The organism is Paralcaligenes ureilyticus (assembly GCF_004346225.1).
Lineage (GTDB): Bacteria > Pseudomonadota > Gammaproteobacteria > Burkholderiales > Burkholderiaceae_B > Paralcaligenes > Paralcaligenes ureilyticus.
This window is the reverse complement of the sequence record NZ_SMAJ01000008.1, coordinates 108746-134699: the sequence shown is the minus strand read 5'-3', so window position 1 is coordinate 134699 and position 25954 is coordinate 108746. Positions and strand designations below refer to the sequence as shown.

25 protein-coding genes are annotated in these 25954 nt (G+C 56.6%); 5 read left to right on the top strand and 20 right to left on the bottom strand.

Features of this window, described 5'->3' with window-relative positions:
- A complete protein-coding gene (locus EDC26_RS12315) occupies positions 1-1077 on the bottom strand; it encodes an ABC transporter ATP-binding protein (protein WP_132583038.1) in 1077 nt (358 codons plus the stop codon).
- Positions 1078-1174: 97 nt separating this feature from the next.
- The gene (locus EDC26_RS12310) at positions 1175-2236 is read right to left on the bottom strand and encodes an ABC transporter substrate-binding protein (protein WP_132582984.1); all 1062 of its coding nucleotides are present in this window, start codon (positions 2234-2236) and stop codon (positions 1175-1177) included.
- Between the two features lie 377 nt (positions 2237-2613).
- Here EDC26_RS12310 and EDC26_RS12305 point away from each other — a divergent pair, with 377 nt between their 5' ends.
- Positions 2614-4023, top strand: a complete 1410-nt coding sequence (locus tag EDC26_RS12305; protein WP_132582982.1) for an NAD(P)/FAD-dependent oxidoreductase — start codon at positions 2614-2616, stop codon at positions 4021-4023.
- Between the two features lie 156 nt (positions 4024-4179).
- On the opposite strand, the gene EDC26_RS12300 is transcribed toward EDC26_RS12305, so the two are convergent.
- The 9 genes from EDC26_RS12300 to EDC26_RS12260 form a co-directional block, all read right to left on the bottom strand.
- Entirely contained in the window at positions 4180-4641 is a 462-nt protein-coding gene (locus EDC26_RS12300) for a GNAT family N-acetyltransferase (protein ID WP_132582980.1), read from the bottom strand.
- A 44-nt stretch (positions 4642-4685) separates the two neighbouring features.
- Positions 4686-5390, bottom strand: a complete 705-nt coding sequence (locus EDC26_RS12295; protein WP_132582978.1) for a glutathione S-transferase N-terminal domain-containing protein — start codon at positions 5388-5390, stop codon at positions 4686-4688.
- 198 nt (positions 5391-5588) lie between these two features.
- Positions 5589-6287, bottom strand: a complete 699-nt coding sequence (locus EDC26_RS12290; protein WP_132582976.1) for an RraA family protein — start codon at positions 6285-6287, stop codon at positions 5589-5591.
- On the bottom strand, positions 6277-6993 hold the full coding sequence (locus tag EDC26_RS12285) for an ABC transporter permease subunit (RefSeq protein WP_132582974.1): 717 nt from the start codon (positions 6991-6993) through the stop codon (positions 6277-6279). Before EDC26_RS12285 ends, EDC26_RS12290 begins: the two co-directional genes overlap by 11 nt.
- Before the next feature lie 2 nt (positions 6994-6995).
- Entirely contained in the window at positions 6996-7733 is a 738-nt protein-coding gene (locus EDC26_RS12280; protein ID WP_132582972.1) for an amino acid ABC transporter permease, read from the bottom strand.
- 58 nt (positions 7734-7791) lie between these two features.
- Positions 7792-8997 carry a pyridoxal phosphate-dependent aminotransferase gene (locus tag EDC26_RS12275; protein ID WP_132582970.1) on the bottom strand — a complete coding sequence of 402 codons (1206 nt, stop codon included), beginning with the start codon at positions 8995-8997 and terminating at the stop codon, positions 7792-7794.
- Between the two features lie 86 nt (positions 8998-9083).
- Positions 9084-9992: a transporter substrate-binding domain-containing protein gene (locus tag EDC26_RS12270; protein WP_132582968.1), complete on the bottom strand. Its 909-nt coding sequence runs from the start codon at positions 9990-9992 to the stop codon at positions 9084-9086.
- A 25-nt stretch (positions 9993-10017) separates the two neighbouring features.
- A complete protein-coding gene (locus EDC26_RS12265; RefSeq protein ID WP_132582966.1) occupies positions 10018-10539 on the bottom strand; it encodes a LeuD/DmdB family oxidoreductase small subunit in 522 nt (173 codons plus the stop codon).
- Positions 10536-11798, bottom strand: a complete 1263-nt coding sequence (locus EDC26_RS12260; RefSeq protein ID WP_132582964.1) for a 3-isopropylmalate dehydratase large subunit — start codon at positions 11796-11798, stop codon at positions 10536-10538. The genes EDC26_RS12265 and EDC26_RS12260 overlap by 4 nt, the downstream gene beginning before the upstream one ends.
- A 142-nt stretch (positions 11799-11940) precedes the next feature.
- On the opposite strand from EDC26_RS12260, the gene EDC26_RS12255 reads away from it, so the two are divergent.
- Positions 11941-12837 carry a LysR family transcriptional regulator gene (locus EDC26_RS12255; protein WP_132582962.1) on the top strand — a complete coding sequence of 299 codons (897 nt, stop codon included), beginning with the start codon at positions 11941-11943 and terminating at the stop codon, positions 12835-12837.
- Between the two features lie 183 nt (positions 12838-13020).
- Here the strand turns inward: EDC26_RS12255 and EDC26_RS12250 are convergent, their stop codons facing one another.
- The gene (locus tag EDC26_RS12250; protein WP_132582960.1) at positions 13021-14070 is read right to left on the bottom strand and encodes an aldo/keto reductase; all 1050 of its coding nucleotides are present in this window, start codon (positions 14068-14070) and stop codon (positions 13021-13023) included.
- A gap of 247 nt (positions 14071-14317) precedes the next feature.
- On the opposite strand from EDC26_RS12250, the gene EDC26_RS12245 reads away from it, so the two are divergent.
- On the top strand, positions 14318-15190 hold the full coding sequence (locus EDC26_RS12245; protein ID WP_132582958.1) for a phosphonopyruvate hydrolase: 873 nt from the start codon (positions 14318-14320) through the stop codon (positions 15188-15190).
- 17 nt (positions 15191-15207) lie between these two features.
- Here EDC26_RS12245 and EDC26_RS12240 read toward each other — a convergent pair whose 3' ends face one another.
- Positions 15208-16173 (bottom strand): hypothetical protein, encoded by a 966-nt coding sequence (locus tag EDC26_RS12240; RefSeq protein ID WP_243700902.1) that lies wholly within the window; start codon positions 16171-16173, stop codon positions 15208-15210.
- Positions 16174-16425: 252 nt separating this feature from the next.
- Here EDC26_RS12240 and EDC26_RS12235 point away from each other — a divergent pair, with 252 nt between their 5' ends.
- Positions 16426-17157, top strand: a complete 732-nt coding sequence (locus EDC26_RS12235; protein ID WP_207915122.1) for a nucleoside deaminase — start codon at positions 16426-16428, stop codon at positions 17155-17157.
- 288 nt (positions 17158-17445) lie between these two features.
- The gene (locus EDC26_RS12230; protein ID WP_132582956.1) at positions 17446-18183 is read left to right on the top strand and encodes an enoyl-CoA hydratase/isomerase family protein; all 738 of its coding nucleotides are present in this window, start codon (positions 17446-17448) and stop codon (positions 18181-18183) included.
- A 45-nt stretch (positions 18184-18228) separates the two neighbouring features.
- On the opposite strand, the gene EDC26_RS12225 is transcribed toward EDC26_RS12230, so the two are convergent.
- Genes EDC26_RS12225 through EDC26_RS12195 form a run of 7 tightly spaced genes read right to left on the bottom strand, consistent with a single transcriptional unit; the run spans position 18229 to position 25867 of the window.
- Positions 18229-18717 carry a GNAT family N-acetyltransferase gene (locus tag EDC26_RS12225; RefSeq protein WP_132582954.1) on the bottom strand — a complete coding sequence of 163 codons (489 nt, stop codon included), beginning with the start codon at positions 18715-18717 and terminating at the stop codon, positions 18229-18231.
- A 24-nt stretch (positions 18718-18741) separates the two neighbouring features.
- Positions 18742-20223: an ABC transporter substrate-binding protein gene (locus EDC26_RS12220; RefSeq protein WP_165931023.1), complete on the bottom strand. Its 1482-nt coding sequence runs from the start codon at positions 20221-20223 to the stop codon at positions 18742-18744.
- A gap of 25 nt (positions 20224-20248) precedes the next feature.
- Positions 20249-22084, bottom strand: coding sequence for a CocE/NonD family hydrolase (locus tag EDC26_RS12215; RefSeq protein ID WP_132582950.1), 1836 nt, complete (start codon positions 22082-22084; stop codon positions 20249-20251).
- A 31-nt stretch (positions 22085-22115) separates the two neighbouring features.
- Positions 22116-23090, bottom strand: coding sequence for an oligopeptide/dipeptide ABC transporter ATP-binding protein (locus tag EDC26_RS12210; RefSeq protein ID WP_165931022.1), 975 nt, complete (start codon positions 23088-23090; stop codon positions 22116-22118).
- 8 nt (positions 23091-23098) lie between these two features.
- Positions 23099-24055, bottom strand: coding sequence for an ABC transporter ATP-binding protein (locus EDC26_RS12205; RefSeq protein ID WP_207915120.1), 957 nt, complete (start codon positions 24053-24055; stop codon positions 23099-23101).
- Between the two features lies 1 nt (position 24056).
- Positions 24057-24908 carry an ABC transporter permease gene (locus EDC26_RS12200; protein ID WP_132582944.1) on the bottom strand — a complete coding sequence of 284 codons (852 nt, stop codon included), beginning with the start codon at positions 24906-24908 and terminating at the stop codon, positions 24057-24059.
- Positions 24905-25867: an ABC transporter permease gene (locus EDC26_RS12195; protein ID WP_132583032.1), complete on the bottom strand. Its 963-nt coding sequence runs from the start codon at positions 25865-25867 to the stop codon at positions 24905-24907. Before EDC26_RS12195 ends, EDC26_RS12200 begins: the two co-directional genes overlap by 4 nt.
- Positions 25868-25954 lie beyond the last annotated feature (87 nt).

Sequence of the window (25954 nt, the reverse complement as noted above, 5' to 3'; positions counted from 1 at the left end):
TCATTCGTCGCAGATCAGGACAGTGTCTTCGCGGTGCAGGCCGAGGGAGATCGCCATGCCGGATTGGGGAATGACCACCATGGCGTCGCGCTGATTGGCGCCCCGAACGCAGACCTCGACTCCGCCTGCAAGCGCCACGTGCAACAGATAGCTGTCCCCTTGATAAATAACGCCTTTGACCGTGCCGGTAAATATATTCAAGTCGTCGCAGGCCTGACCTGCAACGATTTGAAGCCGTTCGGGCCGCAGCATTAAAAGGTTATTGCGTGCATTGCGCGGGCCGGCTTCGAGCTTGAGCACGGTTTGCCCATACAAGGCATCGCCGCCGGAGATCGTCACAGGCAGGAAGGTAGAGTCGCCGATAAAATCGGCCACGAATTTATTGGCCGGGCGCTCATAAATTTCCCGCGGCCCGTCAATCTGCATCACGCGTCCCTTGTTGATGACGGCAATCCGATCCGACATGGTCAGCGCTTCGCGCTGGTCGTGAGTGACATAGACCGTTGTAATACCCAGTTTTTCGTGCAGGCGGCGAAGTTCTATCTGCATGTGTTCGCGCAGCTTTTTGTCCAGGGCCGAAAGAGGCTCATCCATGAGCAGGATCCGCGGTTCGAAAACGATAGCGCGGGCCAGCGCGACGCGCTGCCGCTGCCCCCCCGACAACTGGGTGATGCCGCGTTCGCCGTAGCCGCCCAGTTGAACGGTTTCCAGTGCGTTCTCGACACGCTGTCTGATTTCATTCTGGGGAATTTTTCGCAGCTTCAGCGAAAAAGCGACATTGGCCGCCACGGTCATGTGCGGGAACAAGGCATAGCTTTGAAACACCATGCCCAGATCGCGTTTATGAGGAGGGGTGCGGATGGTTTCGGTGTCGCCAAATCGCAAGCTGCCGCTATCGGGCCGGGTAAAGCCGGCGATAGCCATCAGGAGCGTCGTCTTGCCCGACCCCGAAGGCCCGAGCAAGGTCAGGAACTCGCCGCTGCACACATTCAGATCAACGTGATCCAGCGCGAAGCTGCCTCCGTAGCGTTTGGTCAAGCCCTGAATAGTGATGGGCAACGAGGCTGCTTTTTTCATCGGCTCGGTCACACCTGATCTCCCTTGGTCGGGTTATTCCATTTCCACATCAATCATGGCACAACACGGCCTCGTTCGTGTTGTGCGTGAAAGGGCATTATTCCAGAAGCATGTCCTGATACATGGCCGAAGCCTTTTTCTCGTTCTTTGCGTACCAGTTCAAGTCCAGCGGCAGCTGCATCGCGGCATTGGCCGGAGACGAGGGTAGCGTCTTGGCAACCTCGGCGCTTATTTTGCCGATTTCATACGCCTGCTTGTTGGTCGGCCCGTAAGTGATGTACTTGGGCAGATTGGCCTGATACTTGGCCTTACTGATCTCGGCCAGGAATTTCATGGCTTCGGCCTTATGCGGCGCACCCTTGGGTATGGCAAAGGCATCGTAATCCAGAAGCCCCTGATTGAAGGTGTACATGACCTTGGCGCCGTCCTTGGCGGCAGCGTCGAAGCGGCCGTTCCAACCGACGATCATGTCGACTTCGCCGTCTTTCATCAACTGCGCCTGCTGGGCGCCCGACTTCCACCATACCGAGATATTGGGTTTGAGTTGGCGAATCTTGTCGAGCGCGCGTTTGATGCCCCCCGGGCTGGACAGGACTTTATACACCTGGTCGGGCGGCACGCCGTCGGCCATCAGTGCCGGCTCCAGCGCGCCGGCCACCTCGGCCCGATAGGACCGTTTGCCGGGAAATTTTTTGACATTCCAGAAATCGGCCCAGGTATGCGGACCCTTTTCGCCGTAGGTTTTGGTATTCCACGCCATAACGTTGGAAAAAACATCCCCGCCTATGCAGTAGGGGGTATGCATGGTTGGGTAGAAGTGCGAAACATCGATCTGCTTGTAATCCAGCGGCTCGAGCAGCCCCTCTTCGGCAGCGTGGGCGCAGCTACCTGAACCTGCGGCCACGATATCCAGGGTGACTGCGCCCGTTTTTACCTGAAGACGCACTTCGGACATACCGCTGTAGGTGACTTGCTTGATCTGTATGCCAAGGGCTTTCGCGGCCGGCTCGAAGAGCGCGTCGCTTTGCGCCTTCTGGTAGGAGCCTCCCCAGGAGGCAATGGTTAGATCGCTGGCCGCGGCACTCGCACTGAAAAACGCGATGGCGCTAGCCACCGTAGTAACCGCCAGGACCACTTTGGCTTTCGGAATACGGGACATGTCTCTGCTCCTATCGTTATGTTTCTATAATTTTTAACGTCGGGTTCGATGGCTTGGCTATACCGATCAGGTTCTAAACGGGCGACTGCCGCGTAACGCGAAACCCCTGCCTGATTTGACCGAACTCGAATGTATTAAACAGCGACAATGGGCGAGCTAAAAGGTCCATTATAAAATATTGAAGATACCAATATCCCCAACCTGGCTCCGGCCCGCGCTCGTATTTCGTCAAACACCGGCAGCGTTGGTGGACTGGCTGCACAGTGTCTTAACGCGAATATCAGCCATAAATTGGTATGTCAGTTTTTCTAAAATGGACGTTAACAGCGGCTCACCCAAGCCTCTATGATAGAAGCCTCGGGATCACACGAACATCCATGCCTAACTACCGCAACGCAAGTCTCTGGTTTGACACGTTAAACGAAGACATCCAGCCCAGGCCGCCGTTGGATGGCATCAAGAACGCAGATGTCGTCATTATCGGCGCCGGCTACACCGGGCTGTGGACGGCCTATTACCTGAAATGCATCGCCCCCGATCTATCCGTCACGATATTGGAGGCTCAAACCACAGGCTTTGGCGCATCCGGGCGCAACGGCGGCTGGCTAAAGGGAAGCATCGCGGGGGAAGACAAGTATCTGGCAAGGCTACCGGCAGAACAAAAAAGCACAGGCTACAGGCTGCTTCACGGCATCGTCGATCACGTTCACGAGATAATGAACCGGGAAGGCATCCACTGCGGCTTTCACAAAGGCGGGGTGATATTCGCCGCGGCACGCTACCCCGAGCAGCTCCAATCCCAGCGCAGGCACCTTAAGCAGCTTTATCAGGCAGGCCATACAGAAGAAGACTACCGGTGGCTCGATGCCGGCGAGCTGACGCAACAGGTGCGCATGCACAAACCCTATGGCGCCATTTTTTCACCCCACTGCGCCGTGATTAACCCGGCTCAACTGGTTCGCGGCCTGGGAATGGCCGTTGAGCGCAAAGGCGTGGCCATCTACGAAGAATCCCCGGTACTGGAAATCCACCCGCGATCGGTCGTAACGGCGCACGGAGAAGTGCGGGCGCAGATCATTGTTCCGGCACTGGAAGGGTACTCCAGCACAGTCCGCGATTATGGAAAATATATACTGCCCGTGCAAAGCCTGATCATCGCCACCGAACCGCTCTCCAGTGCGCAATGGGACGAGGTCGGCCTACAGAACCGCCCCGCCTTCAGCGACAGCGGGCGCCTGATCACCTACGGGCAAAGATCCGCAGACGATCGCCTGATTTTTGGCGCGCGAGGCGCCTACCAGTTCGGTGCCAGGCCGCGCAGCGAATTTTCATTGAAAGACCCGGAGTTCAGAATACGCGAAAGATTGATGACCGACCTGTTTCCGGCATTGCAAGGAGTCCAGGTCACCCACGGCTGGGGCGGCTCCATGGGTATGTCGCGACGGTTCGCGCCCCACGCGCTGTTCGACGCGCGCTCGGGAATCGCGCTGGCGGGCGGCTATGGCGGCGGCGGCGTTGGAGCCTCCAATCTGTTTGGCCGAACGCTGGCCGACCTGATTCTGGAACGCGACACGGAACTGACGCAAATGCCCTGGGTCATGAAAGGGGTCGCGCCCAAGCGGGCCCTGCAAAAATGGGAACCCGAACCCATTCCCTGGCTGACATATAAAGCCGTTCTTGCCGCCTATTCGTGGGAAGAAGCACTGAATCGCGCATCCGAAGCGCCCGGCCCGCGCAAGGCCCTGGCGGGGTTCATCAGCAACACCTTATCGGCGCTGTTGAGATAGCGGGAGGCGGTATCTTGCATGGATGGCAGCCACGAGGGCTGCCGCTACATGATTCACGGATAGGCGTTTGCAGATACCGTCTTTGCGGCCAATGGTTTTGTAGCGGCAGCCCTTGTGGCTGCCAAATCGCAAGACAAAATGGTTCGTGAACTTCCGTCAAAAAATTTTCCGATACACCACAAATCCGGACTTCTCGGCGATCTTGTCGTACAGACGCATGGCCTGCGTATTGGTCTCGTGGGTTTGCCAATAGACGCGCTGCGCCCCGGCCCCCGCCGCGGCACAATAAACCTGATCGACAAGCGCGCGGCCAACGCCTTTGCCCCTTGCCGCTTCGACCGTAAACAAATCCTGCAAGTAGCAGTTGGGTCCAATACTGGTGGTGCTGCGATGAAAGAGGAAATGCGCCAGGCCCAGCAATTGGCCCGAACTTTCCGCCACCAAGGCGTGCACGGGCTCATACGCATCAAAAAACCGCGACCAGGTCATTTGTGTAATCTCGGCAGGCAAGGCGGATGGGCCCTTTCGGCCATAGAAGGCGTTGTAGCCATCCCATAGCGCCTTCCAACCGGCGAAATCCTCTTTCAACACGGGTCGTATTGTGATCGGCTCAGTCATGCATGCACCTTCGGTTTCATGTTTGGAATGGCAGGCCGCATGGATCAGACCCGCTTCGGGATATCAAGGCCTCTTGCCACCGCAGGCCGCGCAAGAAAGGTATCGAGCACGCGCATGACGTTGGAGAAATTCGCAATCCCCACCAGATCACCCGCTTCGTAGAAGCCGATCAGGTTACGCACCCAAGGAAAGGTCGCCATATCGGCGATGGTGTAGGCGTCGCCCATGATCCAGGCGCGCCTGGCCAAGCGTTGGTCGAGAACGCCAAGCAGGCGCTTGGATTCGGCCACATAGCGATCGCGCGGACGCTTGTCTTCGTAATCTTTGCCAGCGAACTTGTTGAAGAAGCCAAGCTGGCCGAACATGGGGCCGATGCCGCCCATCTGGAACATCAGCCACTGAATAGTCTCGTAGCGGCCGGCCATATCCTGCGGCATGAACTGTCCAGCCTTGTCGGCAAGATAAATCAGGATTGCGCCGGACTCGAATAATGGGAGCGGCCGCCCATCGGGCCCGTCGGGGTCGAGAATGGCGGGAATCTTGTTGTTGGGACTCAGCGACAGGAATTCCGGCGACATCTGATCGCGAGTATCGAAACCGACGCGATGAGGCTCATACGGAAGACCCGTTTCCTCAAGCATGATCGACACTTTGACGCCGTTGGGCGTGGGCAGGGAATAAAGCTGAATCCAGTCGGGATGCTGCGCGGGCCATTTTTTGGTGATGGGAAAAGCGGAGAGATCAATCATGGGTATCCTTTGGGCAAGCTCAAAAACGCTGCCGCGTTTCCTGCCCGTATCGTTCAACGAATAGGTCGTTAATATAAAGCAGTTCGATTTGTCTTGCGCGGGATGGTGCAGTTCGGATTGGCCGGATTTGGCAGCCACAAGGGCTGCCACTACATTAACGACGGGCGCGTTGGTTAGCGGCACCCCGCATCCGCAACTTTATACCGGCAAGCCTTTCGCCCTGAGGATAGCGTTGAATCGCTCCGGGTCCGAGGTCCCTGCCGCATTAGCCGCGCGGATGGATTCTTCCCGTTTTAAATGGGCAGCCACTTTGACATAAATGCTTTCGGCCTCCTGTGGAGGCACGGCAATCACGCCATCGGCGTCGGCAATTACCAGGTCTCCCGGGTTGACCACCAGGCCCGCGCAAGACACGGGGACGTTGATTTCTCCCGGCCCCTCTTTACTGGGACCCCGGTGAGTATGCCCCTTGGCGAACACAGGCATTGCCCCATCAAGCCATTCAACCAGGTCCCGAATGGCACCATCAATAATAAACCCGCCTAACCGACGCTGTATGGCGGTGGTTCTCATCAAACCGCCCACAAGCGCCTGAGTCAGATCGCCACTGCTGTCGACGACAATGACGTCGCCCGGCTGTGCCATCAGCATCGCCTTGTGTATCATCAGATTGTCGCCGGGCCGCACCCGAACCGTTATCGCCGGACCACACGCAGATATCCGAATATCGCCATGATAAGGTTTCAAGCCCATGGCCCCGATACTGCGACCCATGCAATCGCCCACCACCGCCACGGGCGCCGAGCGATATTTTTCAATCAACTCATCAGGCAAGGCACCAATTCGCGGATTTATTTTGTAGCCGGCCGGCCATTGAAGCCGATTTTCAGTATTCATTTTTCATCCTCTTGTTACGCACATCGTCGCCCTTTCTTCGAAAATAGATATTGACGAATATCGAGGCCGACGAACAAATCACCAGGTAAACAAAGCCCGCCAGCAGAATCATCTCGACAATACGGACGTTCCTGACGCCGATCCCGTACGCCTCGCCGAAAAAATCAGCCAAGGCAATCACATAGACCAACGCCGTATCCTGGAACAGGATAATTCCCTGCGTCAATATGACGGGCATCATGTTGCGAAACGCCTGAGGCAAGACAATTAAACGCATCGCTGACCAGTTGGTCATCCCCAATGCCTTGGCAGCAAAAAGCTGGCCCGGGGAAACGCTGCTGACTCCCGAGCGGATAATTTCCGCGTAATAAGCGGCCTCGAACAACGAGTAGGCCACCAATGCCGAGACAAAACGCATGTCTATCGTTGGGGGAACATTCAAGGCACTCTGAAGCAATTGCGGCACGATCAGGAAAAACCACAGCAGCACCATAATGAGTGGAACGGAGCGAAATAAATTGATGTACCAAGTTGCGAAAAACCTGAGCACACCAATTTTCGACATTCTCATCAGGGCCAGGAAGGTGCCCCACAGAAGGCCTGCAAAAAAGGCCGCCGCCGTGATTTCCAATGAAACGGCCATGCCTTTCATCAGGAAAAAGATGTCATTCCGGCTAAGGAAGCTAAGATCGAACTGATAAGGCATTGTTATTTGGCTTCTTGCGATGTACTGGGGATACGTATTTTCTTTTCTATGATGCTCATAACGCCCAGCGCCAGCATATTAATCGCTAGATAAAGCGCCGTTACCACGATAAATGATTCGTAGGGCTGCGATGTGTAGTCAACCAGTTGGCGGCCTTGCGCGGCCAAATCCAGCAAGCCGATAAGCGACGCAACCGCCGAGTTCTTGAAAATAGTCAGGAACTCGGAAGTGAGCGGCGGCATCAGCACGCGGGCCGAAATGGGCAGCAAGATGAACCGGTAGGTTTGATACCGGGTCAGGCCCAACGCAAGAGATGCATGCGTCTGGCCTTTGGGCAGAGACAAAATCCCGGCTCTCACCTGTTCGCATATCCTGACCGAGGTATAGATGCTCAGGCACATCACCACCGCAACCACCTGCTGCGCTATCGGGTTCAGGCTTTTAATATGATCGCCCCAACCGAACGGCAATATCTCCGGTATCACGTAATACCAGATAAACAGCTGGACAAGCAGAGGGAGGCTCCGAAACACCTCTACATAAATGATCGCAGCCGTATTGAGCACACGCTCTGGAAGGGTTCTCACGACCCCCAATACCGTCCCCAGGATCAGTGCAATGACCCACGACACCAGGCCGACGCCGACTGTCATGTAGAACCCCTGGAGTATCCAGTCCAAGTAGGTCTGTCCTGGAAATGCCTGCGTAAAAAATATCGACCAATCCCAGTGATAATGCATGCCTTCTTCTCGTCTACGATCCGTTAGAGCAAATCAATGTACCCCTGCCATTGAAAATTTATTTTTCCAGGCCCAGACAAGCGCGCTCCAGCCTATCGCATCCTTCAGCCAGCCTTTCCATCGACGTCGCAAAGGAAATCCGGAAATGCGCCGGCATACCGTAAGCGGCGCCTTGCAAAGCCACCAACATTTCGGAATCAAGCAGGTGACGTACAAAATCGTCGCCGTTTTCTATGGTCTGTCCGGCCCGGGTTCGGGCGCCGAACAAACCCTGGCACAGCGGGAAAACATAGAAAGCGCCCTCGGGGACGTGGCAGTGCAGACCAGGAATTTTATTTATCCGTGACGTGACGTAATCCCGGCGCCCGGCGTAAATTTTCAACCGCTCCCCGACGAGATGCTGAGGCCCGGTCAACGCCTCCAGCGCAGCCGCCTGCGATATGGATGAGGCATTCGAGGTACTTTGCGATTGAAGCTTGACCATGGATCTGATCAATTCCCGCGGACCTGCCGCATAGCCCAGGCGCCAGCCGGTCATCGCATACGATTTCGAAACGCCATTGACTGTCAGCGTCCGGTCTTTCAATCCTGGTTCCACCTCGGCAATGGTTGCGTACTTCTTATTATCGTAAATGATGTGCTCGTAGATATCATCGGTCAACACCATAACGTGCGGATGCCTCAACAGCACAGCGGCCAACGCTGCCAGTTCTTCGCGCGAATAAACCGCGCCGCTGGGGTTGTTGGGGTAATTCAGCACGACCCAGCGCGTTTTATCCGTGATGGCCTCCTCCAGGTCTTGCGGCCGCATTTTGAAGCGATTCTCAACCGTGCTCTGGACAAAGACAGGCCGGCCTTCGGCCAGCAAGGCAATATCGGGATAGGAAACCCAGTAGGGTACGGGAACAATCACTTCATCGCCCGGATTGATGGTGCTCATGAAGGCATTGAAGATAACTTGCTTGGCGCCGGTGCAAACAATGACTTGCTCCTTGCTGTATTCAAGCGAATTTTCCTTGCGGAATTTATCCGCAATCGCCTCTCTCAAGGCGGGTGTGCCGCCGACGTCCGTGTATTTGGTTTTGCCATCCTCCATGGCTTGATACGCCGCCTCCCTGATATTTTCCGGGGTGTCGAAATCGGGCTCTCCGGAGGTCAGTCCCACCACATCTTTGCCCTGCTCCCGCAGCTCCCTGGCTCGCTGGCCGGCCATGGAGCTGGGAGAAGGTTTGATACGCTGTAATCGGCTGGAAATGGTGATCATAAAACGCCTGGATAATCGAGAGTAGCGAAAGGTGGAGGGCAAACAGACATTGCTTGCCTCCCGGCAGCTTCCAAGTAAGTAATTAATCAGTTGTAGGAACGATCGTTCGGATGAGAAAACAGCGCCTTCATATCGGCACTCAATGGCACATTCAACGATTTATTGTCTGGCGGAATCGGGCTCATGAACCATTTGTTGTAAAGCTTTTCGGCAGCGCCTGAAACCTGCATGTCATGTATCGTTTTATCGACAACCGCCTTGAACTGAGGGTCGTCTTTTCTAAACATGCAAGCAAGCGCTTCACGGGTTTGCGGCTCGCCGGTAATGATGTAGTCGGCCGGATGAGGCGACTGGCCAATGAGCGAAGACAGCACGTCTGTATCCATGAAAAACGCGGCGGCTCGATTGGTTTGAACCATCAGGAAAGCCTGGGCATGATCTTTAGCGCTTACCACGACGGTGTCCATGTTTTTTTCATGCACATAATTGCGCATGAATTTTTCTGAAGTGCTGCCTGCCGTTACCGCGACCGACTTCCCTTTCAAATCGGCAATATCGTGAATACCGCTGGTTTTCTTCGTGAGCAATTGTGTTTCCGTAATGGCAATCGTGTTCGAAAAAGCCACCTGACGGCGTCGCGCTTCGTTATTAGTCGTTCCGTTGCAGCCTAGATCGATAGTCCCGTTTTGCATCAGGGAGATTCTGTTTTGCGCGGTAATCGGGATTTCTCTGACTTTCAGATTCGGCAGCTTCAAATCGGCCTTGATGGCGTCGACAACCTTCAGGGCGATTTCGTGGGAATACCCAACCACCTGATTCGTGCCGGCGTCAACATACGACAAAGGTATCGACGACTCTCGATAGCCCAGGACAATCAGATTATTGTCTTTGATCTTGGCAAGCGTACCGCTTAGCTCGGCCGCCGTTGCGCCTGCTGCAAGACCCAGCGTCAGCGCCAATACGGCCGCTTTAATGGTAAAGCCTTTCGTGTTCATGCATGTCTCCTCTGGTCAATGGTGATTAATCTACAAATCGCTTGTTAGCTTTCAAATAAGGCACGAGGCCTCCCCTTTCCAGGATATCGAGCATGAAAGGAGGAATCGTGTCGCACACAAGGGCATCTCCGTCGGCCAATTCGACCTTTACGGTTCCCGTACTCATCCCCGATAACCTGATCTTGTCGCCTTCCTTGAGGGCGCCTGTACCCGTCGTTAGCGCAATGAGCCCATTATTCAGAGCGTTACGAAGAAATGTGCGGGCAAAGCTTTCCGCTATGACAATCCGGATTCCTGCTGCCAATAACACCGTTACAGCGATCTCCATGGCGGAGCCGCAACCAAAATTGGTCCCACCGACAACGATGTCTCCCGGCTTTATGCTGTAAAAAAACCCAGGATTAATATCCTCAAAAACATATTTTTTCAATTCATCGGTGTCGATCGTTTCTTTCTTCCTGCTCGACGCAATGATGTAGTCTGTGCTGACGCTATCCGGAAATCGCCTTACGCGACACTCGATCCGATTGAGTTCGAACGGGTTCATTGAAGCGCCCCTTTATTTATAAAGCCCGTGCATGCAACCTGTGCACACGTCTGGGGAGAGGCCAAATAAATAAAACAATTGGCGTTGCCCATCCGGCCTTTGAAATTGCGGTTAGCCGTCGAAATGATGACTTCGCCGTCTCTGGGCCTGTATCCCGCCGTCCCGCAACACGAGCCGCAGCCAGGCGGCTGCAACAGCGCGCCATATCGTACAAACTCGTCTAAAACACCGCTTGCTTTCAATTGTTCATAAACCATTTGCGACGCAGGCGTTACGATCAACTGAACGTGAGGGCTCGGCCCCCCATTTTCTTTCAGAATTTTGAAGACATCATAGAAATCTTCGTAGCGCCCGGCCGTGCAGGTACCGATGTACACCGTATCCACTCTAAGAGTATCGACTTCGTCCGCCGGCACCACGTTATCGACACTGTGCGGGCACGCAAGCTGGGGCACAATGCCGCTCAAATCGACAGTTATCGTTTTTGAATAGCGCGCGTCCCCATCCGGCGTCACCGCCTGGCAATCATAGGTTTTGTTGGCCCGCAACCAGGCGCCGGTGATTTCGTCAAACTGAAACATGGCTGCTTTCGCACCATACTCGACCGCCATGTTCGAGATCACAATGCGATCATTCATGGGTAATTGCGCCAGCCCGCCCCCATGAAATTCCAGGGCGAAATAATTCGCCCCGCCATTTTCGAAGCGTTTGGCCAGACAAAGGGCAATGTCCTTGCCCGACACCCCTTTGTTCAATAACCCGCTGAACTCGACCTTTATCGTTTCCGGGACGCGAAGCCATAATGCACCGCACAACAGGATGCCGGCCAAATCCGACGACCCGATACCGGTGGCAAAACAATTTAACGCACTATATGTCGTGGAATGGGAATCGGCGCCCACCACCAGCATGCCGGGGCGAATCCGGCCCGACTCCAGCATCAACTGATGCCCTACGCCCTCACCCGCGTCGAACAAGGTAAGGCCGAATTCCCTGGCATATGCCCTGGCCTTGCCTTGCAAGGCGAGCGCCTTGGGCCCCGAGCTGTTGTCATAGTGATCCAAAGCCAATATTATTCGCTGCGGAAACATCGGCCGCATCGTGCCCGGTTCCATTTGGGCCAAATAATCGATGGCCATCGGGAAAGAGCCATCTGTGGCCATCGCCAGATCGGGCTGGCAATTTACGATGTCGCCTGCGTATACTTCCTTGACCGCTGCCCTAGACAGTATTTTTTCAGCAATTGTCTGCCCCCTCATGCCGTCTCCGAGCTTATTGGAAATTCTTGCTATAAAGTATGTACGGCTGAATGTAACCTGGCGTTCCTTAAAGCTAAAGCGATAAATATTCCGGCGATTGCAGGAAAATTTTTCAACCATTCACCCTGCCATAAAAAGTGTCATGTTCAGTCTTAAACAACTTCAAGCCATCTATTGGATATCCAAGCTGGGCACATACTCGGCCGCGGCAAAAAAATTGCACATCAGCGAATCGACGATTTCGAAAAGAATCAACGAAATCGAATCGCTGGTCGGGGTTGACTTGCTGGATCGCCAGGCTCGGCACAGCCGGCTTACCCGAGACGGCCTCAATCTGGCCATCGTTGCGGAAAAAATCATCGTCCTGTGCGACGACTACATGGAACAGTTAAATAGATCGGAAGCATTAGTACATCGCTACAGAATCGGCGTCACCGAGCTGGTGGGGCTGACCTGGCTGCCGCAACTGCTGGCCGACTTAAAAGGCCATTACCCGGAGGTAACGTTCGAGCCCGAAATCGATGTCAGTACCGCTCTGGTGGATAAATTGCTGGCGGGCGGCCTGGACCTGATTGTCGTGCCCCTTGTGATGCAAGATCCGGAGGTCACTTCCAGGCCTCTTCAAAAAATGAAGCTTGAATGGATGTCCAGCCCCACGCTCTTCAAGGGAAGAGACCATGTTTCGTTGAAAGATTTAATGCGCTACCCGATACTGACTCAAAACGGACGCTCGGGAGTCGACGCAGTGTGCGACACATGGCTTAAATCGGCCGGAGTCTCGGGCAAGAAGCTTTTTGCCGGGAACAGCCTCATGACTCTGGCCTCATTGACCGTATCAGGGCTGGGAATCAGCTATCTTCCCAAACTCTATTTTTCAGATCTGGTTGAAAATGGCACTTTAAAAATCATTACCACCGAGCAACCCATTCCGGACATTCAATACAATATTGTGGTCCATAGCGAAGCTAGCAGCACAAGCTTCGACCAAAGCATTATCCGCATGTGCGAAGACCTGTGCGATTTCTCCAAACAGAGCTAGCGCCGGAATTATTTCGGATGAGAGGTGATCCGAAGAAAATACAACCGGGATTATTGCCATCCCGTTAAGGATTTTGGCAGACACAAGATTGGCAGCCACAAGGGCTGCCGCTACATTAATGAAGGACACGTTCTGTAGCGGCACCCCTTGTGGGTGCCATTCAAATTTCTAAGCCACGCACCGTCAGACGCCTGCGGACCCAGCCATTTGCCCGCGCCGGTACTCACCCAGGCGCTCAAGCATCCAGCCCGGATATTCGGACGGCAATGCACCGACTTTATCGAGCGCGGCCAGCTCCTCGCCGTTCAATACGATGTCGGTCGCCGCAATGTTGTCGTCGAGTTGTGCCAGGCGCTTCGCGCCGACAATTACGCTCGTTACCGTCTTTTGATGCAACAGCCACGCGAGCGCAATCCGTGCAACAGAAACGCCCTTTGCCTGCGCGATAGGGCGCATCACATCGATGCAGTCGTAGGCACGCTCAAGATTGACCGGCGGGAAATCAAACGTGGTCCGGCGGCTGCCTTCTTCCGTTTTAATATCGCGGCCGTACTTGCCGCTAAGCAGCCCACCCGCAAGTGGGCTCCAAACCAGCAGGCCGACACCTTCGCTATTCAAAAGCGGAATCACCTCGCGCTCGAGATCGCGGCCGGCGATGGTGTAATAGGCTTGCAATGACTCGAACCGCGCAAGCCCCAGCCGTTCCGAAATACCGAGCGCCTTCATGATCTGCCACGCCGCCCAATTCGATACGCCGACGTAACGAACATGACCCTGCTGGACAAGGTTGTCCAACGCTCGCACGGCCTCTTCGATCGGGGTCGCCGGGTCAAAGCCATGGATCTGGTAAAGATCGATGTGATCGAGTTGCAAACGTTTTAAGCTCGCCTTGAGGCCGCCCATGATGTGGTAGCGCGACATGCCGCGCGAATTCGCGTTTTTCGTGCCGGTTTCGCCAAACACCTTGGTGGCGATCACCACGTTTTCACGCGGCACCTGCAAGTCTTTCAGCGCCTGGCCGGTGATGATTTCCGAACGTCCGCCGGAGTATATGTCGGCGGTATCGATAAAGTTGATGCCCGCTTCAAGCGAACGGGCAACGAGCTGATTGGCCTCGGCCTGTTGCAAATTGCCGATATGACTCCAGATTCCCTCATCGCCGCCAAAGGTCATCGTTCCGAGGCAGAGTTCGGAAACGAACAGGCCGGTACTACCCAGTTTCTTGTAACGCATAGTGCGGACTCCTTAAGATGTGGCCCTTTCAGCGACATGGAAAGGGACGAGACCATTGAAGTATAGTGGCCTTTGGGAACGGCCAGAAGGTAATGCGTACATGGCAGCCACAAGGGCTGCCGCTACACTGGCGGCTTTACAAAGACATACCCGTGAATCATGTAGCGGCAGCCCTTGTGGCTGCCAAATCGTTGGCGGCCAAGACCCCTACAGAAACGCACCATCACCATACACAGGAAATACCGCGATGACCAAGAACCAGACCCTGCGCGCCGCCCTATCGGGCGACAGGCTTTTTACGGCGATGGCCGCGCACAATCCGCTGGCGGCAAAGCTGGCTGACGAGGCCGGCTTCAGCGGCATCTGGGGTAGTGGCTTCGAGCTTTCGGCCAGCTATGCCCTGCCCGATGCCAGCATTCTTTCCATGAGCACGCATTTGGAGATGATGCGCGCCATATCCTCGGTGGTTTCGATTCCCCTTATTGCGGACATCGATACAGGCTTTGGCAATGCGGTAAGCGTCGGCTACATCGTCCCGCAATTCGAGGCGGCCGGCGCGTCGGCTATCGTCATGGAAGACAAGACCTTTCCGAAAGACACCAGCCTGCGTGCGCAGGGGCGCCAGGAATTGGTGCGTATCGAAGAATTCCAGGGGAAAATCGCCGCTGCCGCCGAGGCCAGAAAGGACAAGGATTTTGTGGTGATCGCACGCGTCGAAGCGCTGATCGCCGGCCTCGGCCAGGAAGAGGCGCTCAAGCGAGGCCTGGCCTACGAAGAAGCGGGCGCCGATGCGATCCTGATTCATTCAAAACAGAAGACGCCCGACGAGATACTGGCCTTCATTGACGCATGGCCGGGCCACATTCCTTTGGTGCTGGTGCCCACGGCCTACCCGCAACTCACCGAAGCCGATATTGCGGCGCGAGGCAAGGTGCGTATCGTGATCTACGGCAACCATGCCATCCGCGCGGCAGTGGGCGCGATGCGAAAAGTTTTCGCGCAAATTCGCAGTGACGGCGGCATCCAGGGGGTGGAAAACACCATTCCTTCCGTCAAGGACATCATTGCCTTGCAAGGCGATGAGCATATGCGCGGCCTGGAACGTAAATTCCTGCGATAAGTGCCAGCCGACCGCGTTTACTTGACCACTATGTAGCGCTGCTCGGGCGCAGACCATCGAAAGGTCCGGCTCCACTTGCCGCGCCGCTCACGCAGCCGCAAATCATGAAAGCCGTCGCTCGTTCTGGCCAGGACAGCCAACACGTTGCTGCCTTCGGATACTTCGTGGTCACGTGTTCCATCTTTATGCCAGTCGCCGGCCAGGTCTTTGGTGAACATCATGGGCTGCGCAAAAACGACCCGCAGTTTGGCGCCATCGATCTGGAAAAGGTAGAGTGCTTCGTACGAAGCGCCGCCGCCGGAATAGCCTTCCGACCAACCCACGCGCACCCCGAATGCCGGGTCGCCGGCATGCAATTGGTAGGGCGCCAGGTCAAAGCGCAACCAGCTTTCGGGCATGCCGGATGCGCTATTACCGCCGCTTGCATCAGAACCCACGCTTTGCGGCACCTCAAGATCGGTATCGTTCCAGCGAACAGGAACGTCAACCGCGGCCTCAGTCCGGGCGACCAATTTTGGTGAGCCACCGGCGTCACGCCCGAACACACCGAACCAGACGTCATGATCAGGATCGTTAAACCCGGCACAGGAGCTCGTGACACCTTTCAATTCACTGGCAGCCTGCTTGACCGACCGGGCCAAACAGACAACCGCGACAAACTTGTTGGGCTGTTGCGGCCAAGGCTTCGCGCCCGCCAGCGTCAGGCGCTTTATATCTTGCCCCGGCGCAAGCTGCGCGGCCAGCCATTCTTTCGTAAAGCCATCGGGCAGATGCGTGCCGAAACCATCGGGCTGCGGCGCACCATTCATCTGCTGATCAAAAACAGCACGGCCTTCAGTACTCTTGGTCGCCCCGCGCACCTGATCCAGCGAATGCACGGTGGTGGTGGCCGCGCCAGCGGGCGCTACAGGAGTCGAGCAGAGGGCCAGGCAAAGCAGCAGGCTCTTCAATAAAGAGAAAGCGGAATTTTTCATGGAACGCATTGGATGAACACCTGGACCTGTTTGAGATCAACGCGACTTTCGGGGTGACTTTTCGTGATCATACACGTTACCCCCTTAGTACTTTCCAAGGACTTCCTGCGGTGGTGCTGTACTCGAAAAGCGATCATCGATAAGGGTATTGCTTCAGTCACGGTCACCACACCTAAGGGTAAACACTGTTTGTCGGCGGGCAAATCTCCATTAGCATTTTCTGTCGCATCTCGCGACAAAAAATTCTAAAAGAGGTGACGTATGTTTCCAGCGGACTGCAATTGCTCCCAACACGTTGATCGGCGCAAATTCCTTACACGCACGTTAGCCGGCACCCTGGCCGCTGCGGCGGCCGTTACCAGCGATGTAGCTAGCGCAACGCAATCCAAGTCGCCTGCCAAGGCCACGACAGGCACAGGCACAGGCACAGGCAAGCGCAAGTTTATGGAAGAGGCCACGCGCCTGGCGATCGAGTCTGTCGAAAAAGGCTGGGGCGGCCCGTTTGGAGCCGTCATCGTGAAAAACGGCGAAATCATCGGGCGAGGCCAGAACCGAGTACTCCTGACGGGCATCCCCGTATTTCATGCCGAGATCACGGCCATCATGGACGCGTCGGCAAGGCTTAACCCCAAGGCGCTGCTTGGCAGCGAATACGGTGCGGGAACCATTCTTGAAATGATCCCGCGGGAAGCCGGATCGCCCGACCCCGTGCCCGAACGCGCGCGCATGCTCAAAGGCTGCGACATCTACATCAACGGCGCACCCTGCCCGATGTGCATGAGCGCCATCTATTGGGCTCGCATCGACCACGTCTATTTTGCGGCCAGCCTGAAAGATACCAGCAAAATAGGGTTCGACGACGCCTTCCAGTACGAAGACTTCGCCAAGCCGTGGGAAAAAAGGCGCATCGCCGTCACGCCGAACTTTGAACGGGACATCGGGTTGAAAGCCTATGAGGCCTGGATGGCGAAAAAAGACCGCCATCCTTATTAAGGCCGATCCGCATGGGGAATAAACCGCATGAGGAATAAATTCAGTGCGCACCCCTCACAAGAAAGCCCACGAGCGCTTCCGCGTCTTCGACAAAAAATGTGGCGTAACCATACCGAAGCCGAGTGGAATATACAAGATAGGACGGGAGTTGCTCGGTGAAGGTTCGACATATCGCCCCATCTGTGCGCCACGAGTAACTCGGTGTACAGTAATGTTTTGTTTCTCCGGACTCAACCCGCATGTCAACGTGGTGAAATTCAAAAACGCCAGAGCAGAAACGGATACACCATGGAAGACCAGGCACCCGGATTAAGCATCCATGACAGCGTAGCGACGATTACGCTGCAAAGGCCCAGCCAGCACAACCGGATTGCTCCGGATGACTGCTCCGTCATCAGCGGGCAGTTATCCCGGCTTGCCCGCAACCCGGATGTTCGCGTACTGGTCATCACAGGCACTGGAACCCAAACCTTCAGCTCCGGCTATACCCTGGGTGCCATCCAGGACCAACTGGATAACCGATTCGAAGACATGCTCGACGCCATCGAACAATTCCCCCTGCCCACGATCTGTGCAATAAACGGCAGCGTTTATGGCGGCGGAACCGACCTGGCGCTCTGTTGCGACTTTCGGCTGGGCGTGACGGGAAGCAAAATGTTCATGCCTGCATCGCGCATCGGCCTGCATTATTATCCGGGCGGCATCCGGCGCTATGTAGGCATACTGGGGCTGGCCGCGGCAAAAAAACTGTTTTTAACGGCGCAAGCCATCGACGATACCGAGATGCTGCGCATCGGCTTTTTAACCGAACGGGTCGATGCCCGCGAACTGGATGCCGTTGTACACAGCTACATCGAACATATCCTGGCTTGCGAACCCAAGGTGCTGGCCACCGTAAAGACCGATTTAATGGCTACCGCGTACGGCCATGCCGATCCCAAGGTCCTGCGCGCCCACTACACGGAATCACTCAACTCACCCGAACTGAAAGCGCGCCTTGCGGTCATCAATAACAAGAAGCGATAGAGCGTCGACAGGGATAGCGACAAGATAAATTCACACGCCACGCCGCTATGCGGCTTGATCATCCGGCCCGGTCAGATCACGCTCCATGAATATCGCTCCCGCGACGGGGTTGAAAGCGTAAGCCGCAATAGGCTTGAAACCAAGTGACGCATAAAGCCGTTGCGCCGCCTGCATGCTGGGAAGCGTATCGAGGCGGATGCAGGCATATCCCGCCTCTTTTGCAATTTGACAAATCATCGTCGCCAATTGCTTTCCGACTTGCTGGCCGCGTCCGGAGGGACGTATGTAAAGGCGTTTCATTTCGCAGGCCGTGCCACCCAACGGGCGCATGGCTATACAGCCAATCACTTGCCCATTGTTCCGGGCAAGAAGCACCCGGCCATGGGGCGCCGCAAACTTGCCGGGCAAGTTTGCGACTTCCGATTCAAAATCCTGAAAGCTCAGATCGATAGCCAGGCTTTCGGCATATTCGCGAAACATGGCCCGCACGACATCAAGGTCTTCAGGAAATCGGGCCTCGTAAATTTGCGCCATCACCCAGCTCCGTCAACGCTATAGTCACTTGCCCCACGACATTTCAGCCACCGGATAAGCAGGCACTGGAAGATCAACCCGCGTGCCGGACAACCCCTTGCTGACGACTCCAACCTGAGGCATCGCATACATCCACACCGAGGGCGCATCATCGTACAGCTGGTGCTGGGCCTGTGCAAGCGTCTCTTTCAACGTTGCCTCATCAGTACTTGCCTCGGCCTTTTTCATGAGCGCACGAAACTTCTCGCCATCGTACTGATAGAAGTAGTTTGGATCGGTGTAGTTAAGAATCGCCCATGGCTCCGGATGCGAGATAATCGTCATGTCATAGTTCTTATGGCGGAACACAATGTCCAGCCATTGCGCCGTCTCAAGAACCTCGAGCTTCACCTTGATGCCCACTTCCGCCAACTGCGCCACCAATATTTCGGCGGTGCGGCGTGTCGAAGGATTCGACAGCACTTTCAAATTGACAGAGAACCCGTTCGGATACCCCGCATCGGCAAGCATTTTCTTGGCCGTCTTGACGTTGTACTTCGGCGCGCCGAGCACGTCGACAAAGTATGGGTTCAGCTCATTGGTCTGCGCTCCACCTTTTTTGCCGAAACCGCCGTGCGTGCCTTCGTTGACCATTTGCGCATCGACGGCATAGTACATGGCACGGCGGACGCGAACATCATTGAAAGGCGTCTTTTTGTTGTTCATGCCAAGGAAGAGAACACCCTGTGTCTGCCCCTGTGTAATCTTGAACTTCCCTTCCGATTTAAGGCTGTTGATGGCCTCGACTGCGGCGATATACGGCAAATAGTCGACCTGTCCCGAACGCAGGGCAAGCACCTGCGAATTTTCGTCGGGCATAAAGCGGAAGACAGCGGTCTGGATGTGCGGCTGCACCGGCCCGTTGTAGTCGGCGAAACGTTCCATCTGGATCGAGTCGCCGCGCACCCATTTCACGAACTTATAAGGGCCGGTGCCCACCGGCGCAGAACGGTTGGTCGCCGCGGTTGCGGCCGATTCAATGGCAGCCGTACCTTCGGCCAGGAAAAACGGCAGCAAGGCTGTCGGCTCTTTAGTCGTGATTTTTACCGTTAGCGGATCAGGCGTCTCGATTTTCGCGAAATTGATAAATACGCGCTTGCGCTTGTTGGTGCTGTCCGCCGCCGCATTACGTTCGAAGCTGAACTTCACATCGGCCGAGGTCATCGCACTGCCATCATGGAATTTCACGCCCGGACGAAGCTTGAATACATAGACATTGGCCCCTTCCCGGCTCCAGCTGACGGCGAGCCCCGGCACAATCTTGCCCGTGGGGTCGAACCGCGTGAGGCCTTCGAAGATGTTTTGCCAGACAACTTCACTGACCGCGGCGGATGCCTGCATCGCCGGGTCCAGGCCTGGCGGTTCGGCCGGAATCGCGATCACAACCTTGTTGTCGGCCTGTGCGGACATCGACTGCAGGGGTATGCACAGCAGCGCCATGCCTATCAGAACGGATTGGAATCTCATTTTTTGTCTCCAGTATGGTGATAATTCAAGCGGGGATGATCGGCAGTTCAACGCAGGTGGCTCGTACGGCGTCATGGTAGAGGGTTTGCCGAGCCGCCTGTGTGCAACGGTTCAGCCCCAATGGTTCGCCGGTATTGGGGTTGATATCGTAATGTGGGAAGTTGCTGCTTGAAACATCGAGGCGGATGCAATGCCCCGGCGCGAACCAGTTGCTCGTCGCCTGCAGCTTTATGACAATTTCATATACCTCACCGGGCTCCATCAGTACCGCCTTGTCGCGACCCTCGCGGTAGCGCATGCGCAAGATCGAATCGCCCAGATTGAGCGCATAGCCGTTGGGATAGTCGTTGCTCGATGGGTATTCATCGATCAGCTTGACAGTGAAGTCGGTATCCACCGCGCTCGAGCTGACCCAAAGCCGGCACGTGACAACGCCCGTAACCTCCACGCCTGCTTCAAGCGGCGGGGTGCGGAACACCAGCACGTCGCGACGCAAAGCCAATGGCAGGCTGGGACTATTGTCGCCCGACATCGTCCCACTCTTCTGATCATAGCCGCCTCCTTCAAGAAAGCCGGTGGTACCGTAATTGGTGAAGTTTCCGCCGACCGTCGGCACCGGGTTCGCCGGATCGAAATCGTAACGGCTCGGGACCCCGCCGGCGGGCGCGCGATCGGTCAACAGACGGCCGCCGGGCTGCATATAGAACGAGGTGTAGCAGGCGCGCGCCAGCGGCCACTCCTGCTCATCGCGCCATTTTCCCCCATGAACCATCCGGCCCTGCAGGTCACGCCTGCCGCTGCCTCCGCCCATGACGAAGAGCCGCACAGGCGCCTCATCGCCCAGGCCGGTCTTGAGCCCCTTCAAGTATTCATCACACCAACGCAGGCGCAAACTGTTGTTGTCCGGCATGGCCGCATCTCCGCCGAACTCCACATCGCCCGCAAACGTCTGCGTAAACATATCGCCGCCATGAAGCCAGGTTCCAATCAACAGCTTCTTGGGCGTGCGATGGCGTTTTTTCAATTCAGCGAACTTGGCCAGCGTCGCAGTAATGTGATGTCCGTACCAGGAGGTCTCCAGCAAAAGAGGGATATCGGGGTAATCGTCGTAATATTCTTCGATCGCCAGGCCAGGCGTCTTCCAGTAGTCCTGATAGTCGGACTTCGTAAGCATGTCGAAGAACCACTGCTCATAATTGGGCGTCGCCCGCAGCGGCGACTCGCCCTGACGCAGGGGAAGGTGGATCATCCAGCGAGTCAGTTCCGTCCACATTGTGTCCAACTGACGGCGGATGCGGGGATCCGCTTCCGCCTCCTTGCCCGTGCGCGCCATCCGGACAACGTACTGGAAGGCAATACCGTATTCGCAGGCGCCGCCGTGGCGCATCGTCTGGCTATGGTAGTTGTAGGGACCATCGAACAGCACTTGCGTGGCCAGGCGCGGAGGATTGCGCACGGCCAGCGCCTGTTGCGTCGCGGTGGTGTACGAGATACCCATGGTGCCGACTTTTTCGCCGCACCATGTTTGCTCCGAAATCCATTTCATGGTGTCGAAACCGTCATCGGCTTCATTGCGTAGAAACTCGAACTCCCCTTCCGACGCTCCGCGGCCGCGCACGTCCTGCACGACGAAGATATAGCCGCGCTGCGCGAAATAGCGGCCGGTAATCGAATACGATTGCCGATCCTTGTCGTAAGGCGTGCGCTCCACGACGACCGGCCATGCGCCTTCGAGGGCATGGCCCTTCAGGGCCGGCCGATAGACGTCGAGATAGAGCGTCACTCCATCCCTCATCCGGACCGCTATTTTCCGGTCCAGAACATGATCGTATTGATGGCTTGATCCCTCGTATCCCTGCATTTGCTTCTCCTCAATCACTTATTTATGTAGTTCAGCCGAAATGGCACGCGACTTGCCGCCCATCGCCGCGCTCTCGCAATTCGGGCGCCTCTTGGCAAACCGCGGCAGCACGCGCGCACCTCGTCCGGTATGGGCAACCACCCTGCAAAAGCCCGACCTCTGCCGATGGAGTGCCGCCAGGCGAACCGGGAACGATCCGCGCCACCCGTCGGCGCACGCCCAGACGCGGCATGGCGTCGATCAGCTCACGGGTGTACGGATGAGCCGGCGACTGCAATACCTCGAGCGTGTTGCCCGATTCGACAATGGCCCCGCGAAACAGCACGATGATTTCTTCACACAGATACCTGACGACAGCAAGATCGTGGCTGATGAACAAATAGGCCATATTGTGTTCAGCCTGCAAGTCCTTCATCAGGTTGAGCACCTGCGCCTGCACCGACACGTCGAGCGCCGACACGGCCTCGTCGGCCACGATCAGGGCCGGCCGGGTGACAAGAGCCCGGGCAATGGCGATCCGCTGCCGCTGGCCGCCTGAAAACTGGTTGGGGTATTTTCGAAGGTCGTCGGCGCGCAGCCCTACCTCTTCAAGCGCGTGCGCAGCGCGCTGCCGAGCCTCGGATCGGGCAATGCCGTGAATCGGCTCGACGATGATTCTCTCGATCGAATACCTGGGATCCAGGGATCCGTAGGGATCCTGGAAAATCATTTGAAAGCTCTGTCGAAGCTGCTTGAGTTCCCCGCGCGAAAGGGTTGCAAGGTCTCGATCGAAGAGCCGAACACGCCCGGAGCTCGGCCGCTCCAACGCCATCACAGCGCGCGCGGTCGATGATTTGCCGGAACCGGACTCGCCCACCAGGCCAAGCGTGGCACCGGCACGGACCTTGAAGCTAACCCGGTCGACAGCGGTCATCGAGGCAGGCGGCTTTAACAGTTGCTGGCTGGGCAGCCGGTATCGGATACTTAAATCCTCGACCGACAGGACAATGGCGGGAGATACAGCCACTTGCGGTTTCATGCCCGAATACACGCAACGGCGTGCCCACTTTCAATCACCCGCATGGGCGGACGGCCGCTGCGGCACGCATCGATCGCCATGTCGCAGCGATCGGCGAAAGCGCATCCAATCGGCATATGCGACAGATTCGGCACCGTTCCGGCAATGGGAATCAAACGCAGGCCCTCGGGCGCATCCGGACGGGGAAGCGCGTTCATCAAGCCGCGCGTATAGGGATGCCGCGGACAGCTCAATACCTTCTCTGCGGGCCCTGCCTCGACCACCTGCCCGCCATACATGACCAGTACTTTATCGGCAATTTCGGACACAATCGCAAGGTTATGGGTGATCAACAGAAGCGCGATGGAGGATTCATCAACCAGGCTTAGCAGCAGGTCCAGTATCTGGCGCTGGACGGTTGTGTCCAGCGCGGTGGTCGGCTCATCGGCGATGATCAGATCGGGCTTACAGGCAAGCGCCATGGCAATGACGACGCGCTGACGCTGACCGCCGGATAATTGATGCGGATAGGCGCTCATCCGCCTGGCGGCCTGGTCGATGCCCACACGGGCGAGCAGGCGCTCGGCTTCCATATGCGCCTGGGCGGAATTCATGCCGGTATGCAGCAGCAAAGGCCCCATGACCTGAGCCCCAATCGTCTTGACCGGGTTTAACGCCGTCATCGGCTCCTGGAACACCATGGACATGCGGTTTCCGCGAATCGCGCACATCTGCGCTTCGCTCAAACCCAGTATCTCCTGCCCATCAAAGCGCATGCTGCCGGAAATATTTGCCCTATCGTCCAGAAGCCGGATAAGCGCCAGGGCAGTCGTCGATTTCCCGCAGCCTGATTCGCCGACAATACACGTCACCTCGCCGCGGTTCAATTCGAACGAAACTTGATCCACCGGGCGAACCCAGCCTGCGGCCGACGGCAGCGAGACGGTAAGCTTTTCGACTTCAAGCAGCGCCATGTCAGCGACTCCGGGCAAAGCGCGGGTCGAGCATGTCGCGCAACGCATCGCCGAACAAGTTCAAACCCAGCACGGTCACTGCGATCGTAAGCCCGGGGAAAATCGCCAGATAGGGATTCTGGCTCATGAAAGTCTGTGCGTCCTTGAGCATGCGGCCCCACGTGGGCGTAGGAGGCTGTGTGCCCAGGCCCAGGTAGCTGAGCGCGGCATCGGCCAGAATCGCGATGGCAAAAGAGATGGTTGCCTGCACCACCAGAATGTTCAGCACATTGGGCAGAACATGGCGCAACGAGATATCCCAGGTGCCGCGTCCGCCGACGCGCGCGGCCATGACGAAGTCGCGCGTCCAGATCGATTTGGCGGCACCGCGAGTCAGGCGCGCAAAAATGGGGATGTTATGGATCCCGATGGCGATCATGCTATTGGTGGTCCCCGCTCCCATGGCGGCGGCGAACATAATCGCCAGCAGCACGACGGGAAAGGCAAATAACAGGTCGGAGGCTCGCATCGTCAATTCTTCGATCCAGCCGCCACGCGCTGCCGCGAGCAGCCCCAGCGTGACACCCACGACCAGGCCAAGCAGCACCGCCATGACGCCGATAGTCAGGGCGCTCTGCGCCCCCGCCATGAGTTGCGAGAGCACGTCCCGGCCGAACTGATCGGTGCCGAGCAGGAATTCATGCGACGGCGGCTGAAGCCGCATTCGCAAATTCATGCGGGTGAGCGAATGGGGCGTCCAATAAAAAGAGATTATTGCAACGAGCAGCAACGCGCCGGTAATAGCGCCGCCTATCCATAGATTCAAGCCGGCCGACTTGGATACCCGCCGAAAACCGCTAAACCAGGCCCTCATTGGCTGTCTCCAGAAGGACGCACACGCAACCGCGGATCAATGAACAAATAAGCGATATCGACCAGGTAATTCATCGCGACCACCACGCCCACCAATAGAACAACCATGGTCCTGACGACGATGAGATCGCGCTGTTCAACCGCCTGAAAGATCAACCGGCCCAGCCCCGGCAGGGCGAAAACGTTCTCTATGACGATAGTACCGGCGATCAAGGATGCGAACTGCAGGCCCATCACCGTCGCGACAGGAACCATCGCATTTTGCAGAGCATGGCGCCACAACACCTGCCGCCGCGACAAGCCCGTGGAACGCGCAGTGCGAATGAAATCGTCATGAAGCACTTCAAGCAACGCCGCGCGCGTAACCCGCGTCAGAATGGCCGCCTGCACCAGTGCCAAAGCGCATGCGGGCAGCAACAGCGCCTGGAGAGCGGGGCCCACCCCGGCCGACCAGCCGGGAAATCCCCCCGCCGGAAACCATCCAAGGTAAATTGAGAAAAACAGGATCAGGAGCAAGCCGAACCAGAAGTTGGGAACCGCAATGCCGAACTGAGTAAGGGCCATGATCGCCTGGCCGCGCAGCCGATGGTTGTTGGTCGCCGCATAAACCCCCAGCGCGAGCGACACCACAATCGTAATCACAATGGCCATCAGCGCCAACGGCAACGTGACCGCCAGACGCTCAAGCACCATGCCGGACACGGGCACCCTGTAGGCATAGCTGATGCCCAGATCGCCATGAGCCATTTCCCAGACCCAAGAGGCAAATCGCTGGACCAAAGGCTGATCCAGCCCAAGCTGCGTGTGCAGAGCGGCCAAGGTGTCGGGTTGCGCATCTGGGCCCAGCATGACCAGCGCCGGGTCGCCAGGCAGCACCTGCAGCACAAGAAAGATGAGCACCATGGCGGCGAGCATCGTGAGCAGGAAACTGCACAGCTTCTTGAAAAGTTGTAGGGACAGAAAGCTCTCCGGTGTCTCTGGCTTTACCAAAAAGTATCCTGGATCCAGAATACAATATCAATCATACTGGCAACTCAAATGATGTCA

Excerpts from the sequence above, each read along its gene's own strand:
- EDC26_RS12315 (WP_132583038.1), bottom strand. The coding sequence starts at position 1,077 with ATGAAAAAAGCAGCCTCGTTGCCCATCACTATTCAGGGCTTGACCAAA.
- EDC26_RS12310 (WP_132582984.1), bottom strand. The coding sequence starts at position 2,236 with ATGTCCCGTATTCCGAAAGCCAAAGTGGTCCTGGCGGTTACTACGGTG.
- EDC26_RS12305 (WP_132582982.1), top strand. The coding sequence starts at position 2,614 with ATGCCTAACTACCGCAACGCAAGTCTCTGGTTTGACACGTTAAACGAA.
- EDC26_RS12300 (WP_132582980.1), bottom strand. The coding sequence starts at position 4,641 with ATGACTGAGCCGATCACAATACGACCCGTGTTGAAAGAGGATTTCGCC.
- EDC26_RS12295 (WP_132582978.1), bottom strand. The coding sequence starts at position 5,390 with ATGATTGATCTCTCCGCTTTTCCCATCACCAAAAAATGGCCCGCGCAG.
- EDC26_RS12290 (WP_132582976.1), bottom strand. The coding sequence starts at position 6,287 with ATGAATACTGAAAATCGGCTTCAATGGCCGGCCGGCTACAAAATAAAT.
- EDC26_RS12285 (WP_132582974.1), bottom strand. The coding sequence starts at position 6,993 with ATGCCTTATCAGTTCGATCTTAGCTTCCTTAGCCGGAATGACATCTTT.
- EDC26_RS12280 (WP_132582972.1), bottom strand. The coding sequence starts at position 7,733 with ATGCATTATCACTGGGATTGGTCGATATTTTTTACGCAGGCATTTCCA.
- EDC26_RS12275 (WP_132582970.1), bottom strand. The coding sequence starts at position 8,997 with ATGATCACCATTTCCAGCCGATTACAGCGTATCAAACCTTCTCCCAGC.
- EDC26_RS12270 (WP_132582968.1), bottom strand. The coding sequence starts at position 9,992 with ATGAACACGAAAGGCTTTACCATTAAAGCGGCCGTATTGGCGCTGACG.
- EDC26_RS12265 (WP_132582966.1), bottom strand. The coding sequence starts at position 10,539 with ATGAACCCGTTCGAACTCAATCGGATCGAGTGTCGCGTAAGGCGATTT.
- EDC26_RS12260 (WP_132582964.1), bottom strand. The coding sequence starts at position 11,798 with ATGAGGGGGCAGACAATTGCTGAAAAAATACTGTCTAGGGCAGCGGTC.
- EDC26_RS12255 (WP_132582962.1), top strand. The coding sequence starts at position 11,941 with ATGTTCAGTCTTAAACAACTTCAAGCCATCTATTGGATATCCAAGCTG.
- EDC26_RS12250 (WP_132582960.1), bottom strand. The coding sequence starts at position 14,070 with ATGCGTTACAAGAAACTGGGTAGTACCGGCCTGTTCGTTTCCGAACTC.
- EDC26_RS12245 (WP_132582958.1), top strand. The coding sequence starts at position 14,318 with ATGACCAAGAACCAGACCCTGCGCGCCGCCCTATCGGGCGACAGGCTT.
- EDC26_RS12240 (WP_243700902.1), bottom strand. The coding sequence starts at position 16,173 with ATGCGTTCCATGAAAAATTCCGCTTTCTCTTTATTGAAGAGCCTGCTG.
- EDC26_RS12235 (WP_207915122.1), top strand. The coding sequence starts at position 16,426 with ATGTTTCCAGCGGACTGCAATTGCTCCCAACACGTTGATCGGCGCAAA.
- EDC26_RS12230 (WP_132582956.1), top strand. The coding sequence starts at position 17,446 with ATGGAAGACCAGGCACCCGGATTAAGCATCCATGACAGCGTAGCGACG.
- EDC26_RS12225 (WP_132582954.1), bottom strand. The coding sequence starts at position 18,717 with ATGGCGCAAATTTACGAGGCCCGATTTCCTGAAGACCTTGATGTCGTG.
- EDC26_RS12220 (WP_165931023.1), bottom strand. The coding sequence starts at position 20,223 with ATGAGATTCCAATCCGTTCTGATAGGCATGGCGCTGCTGTGCATACCC.
- EDC26_RS12215 (WP_132582950.1), bottom strand. The coding sequence starts at position 22,084 with ATGCAGGGATACGAGGGATCAAGCCATCAATACGATCATGTTCTGGAC.
- EDC26_RS12205 (WP_207915120.1), bottom strand. The coding sequence starts at position 24,055 with ATGGCGCTGCTTGAAGTCGAAAAGCTTACCGTCTCGCTGCCGTCGGCC.
- EDC26_RS12200 (WP_132582944.1), bottom strand. The coding sequence starts at position 24,908 with ATGAGGGCCTGGTTTAGCGGTTTTCGGCGGGTATCCAAGTCGGCCGGC.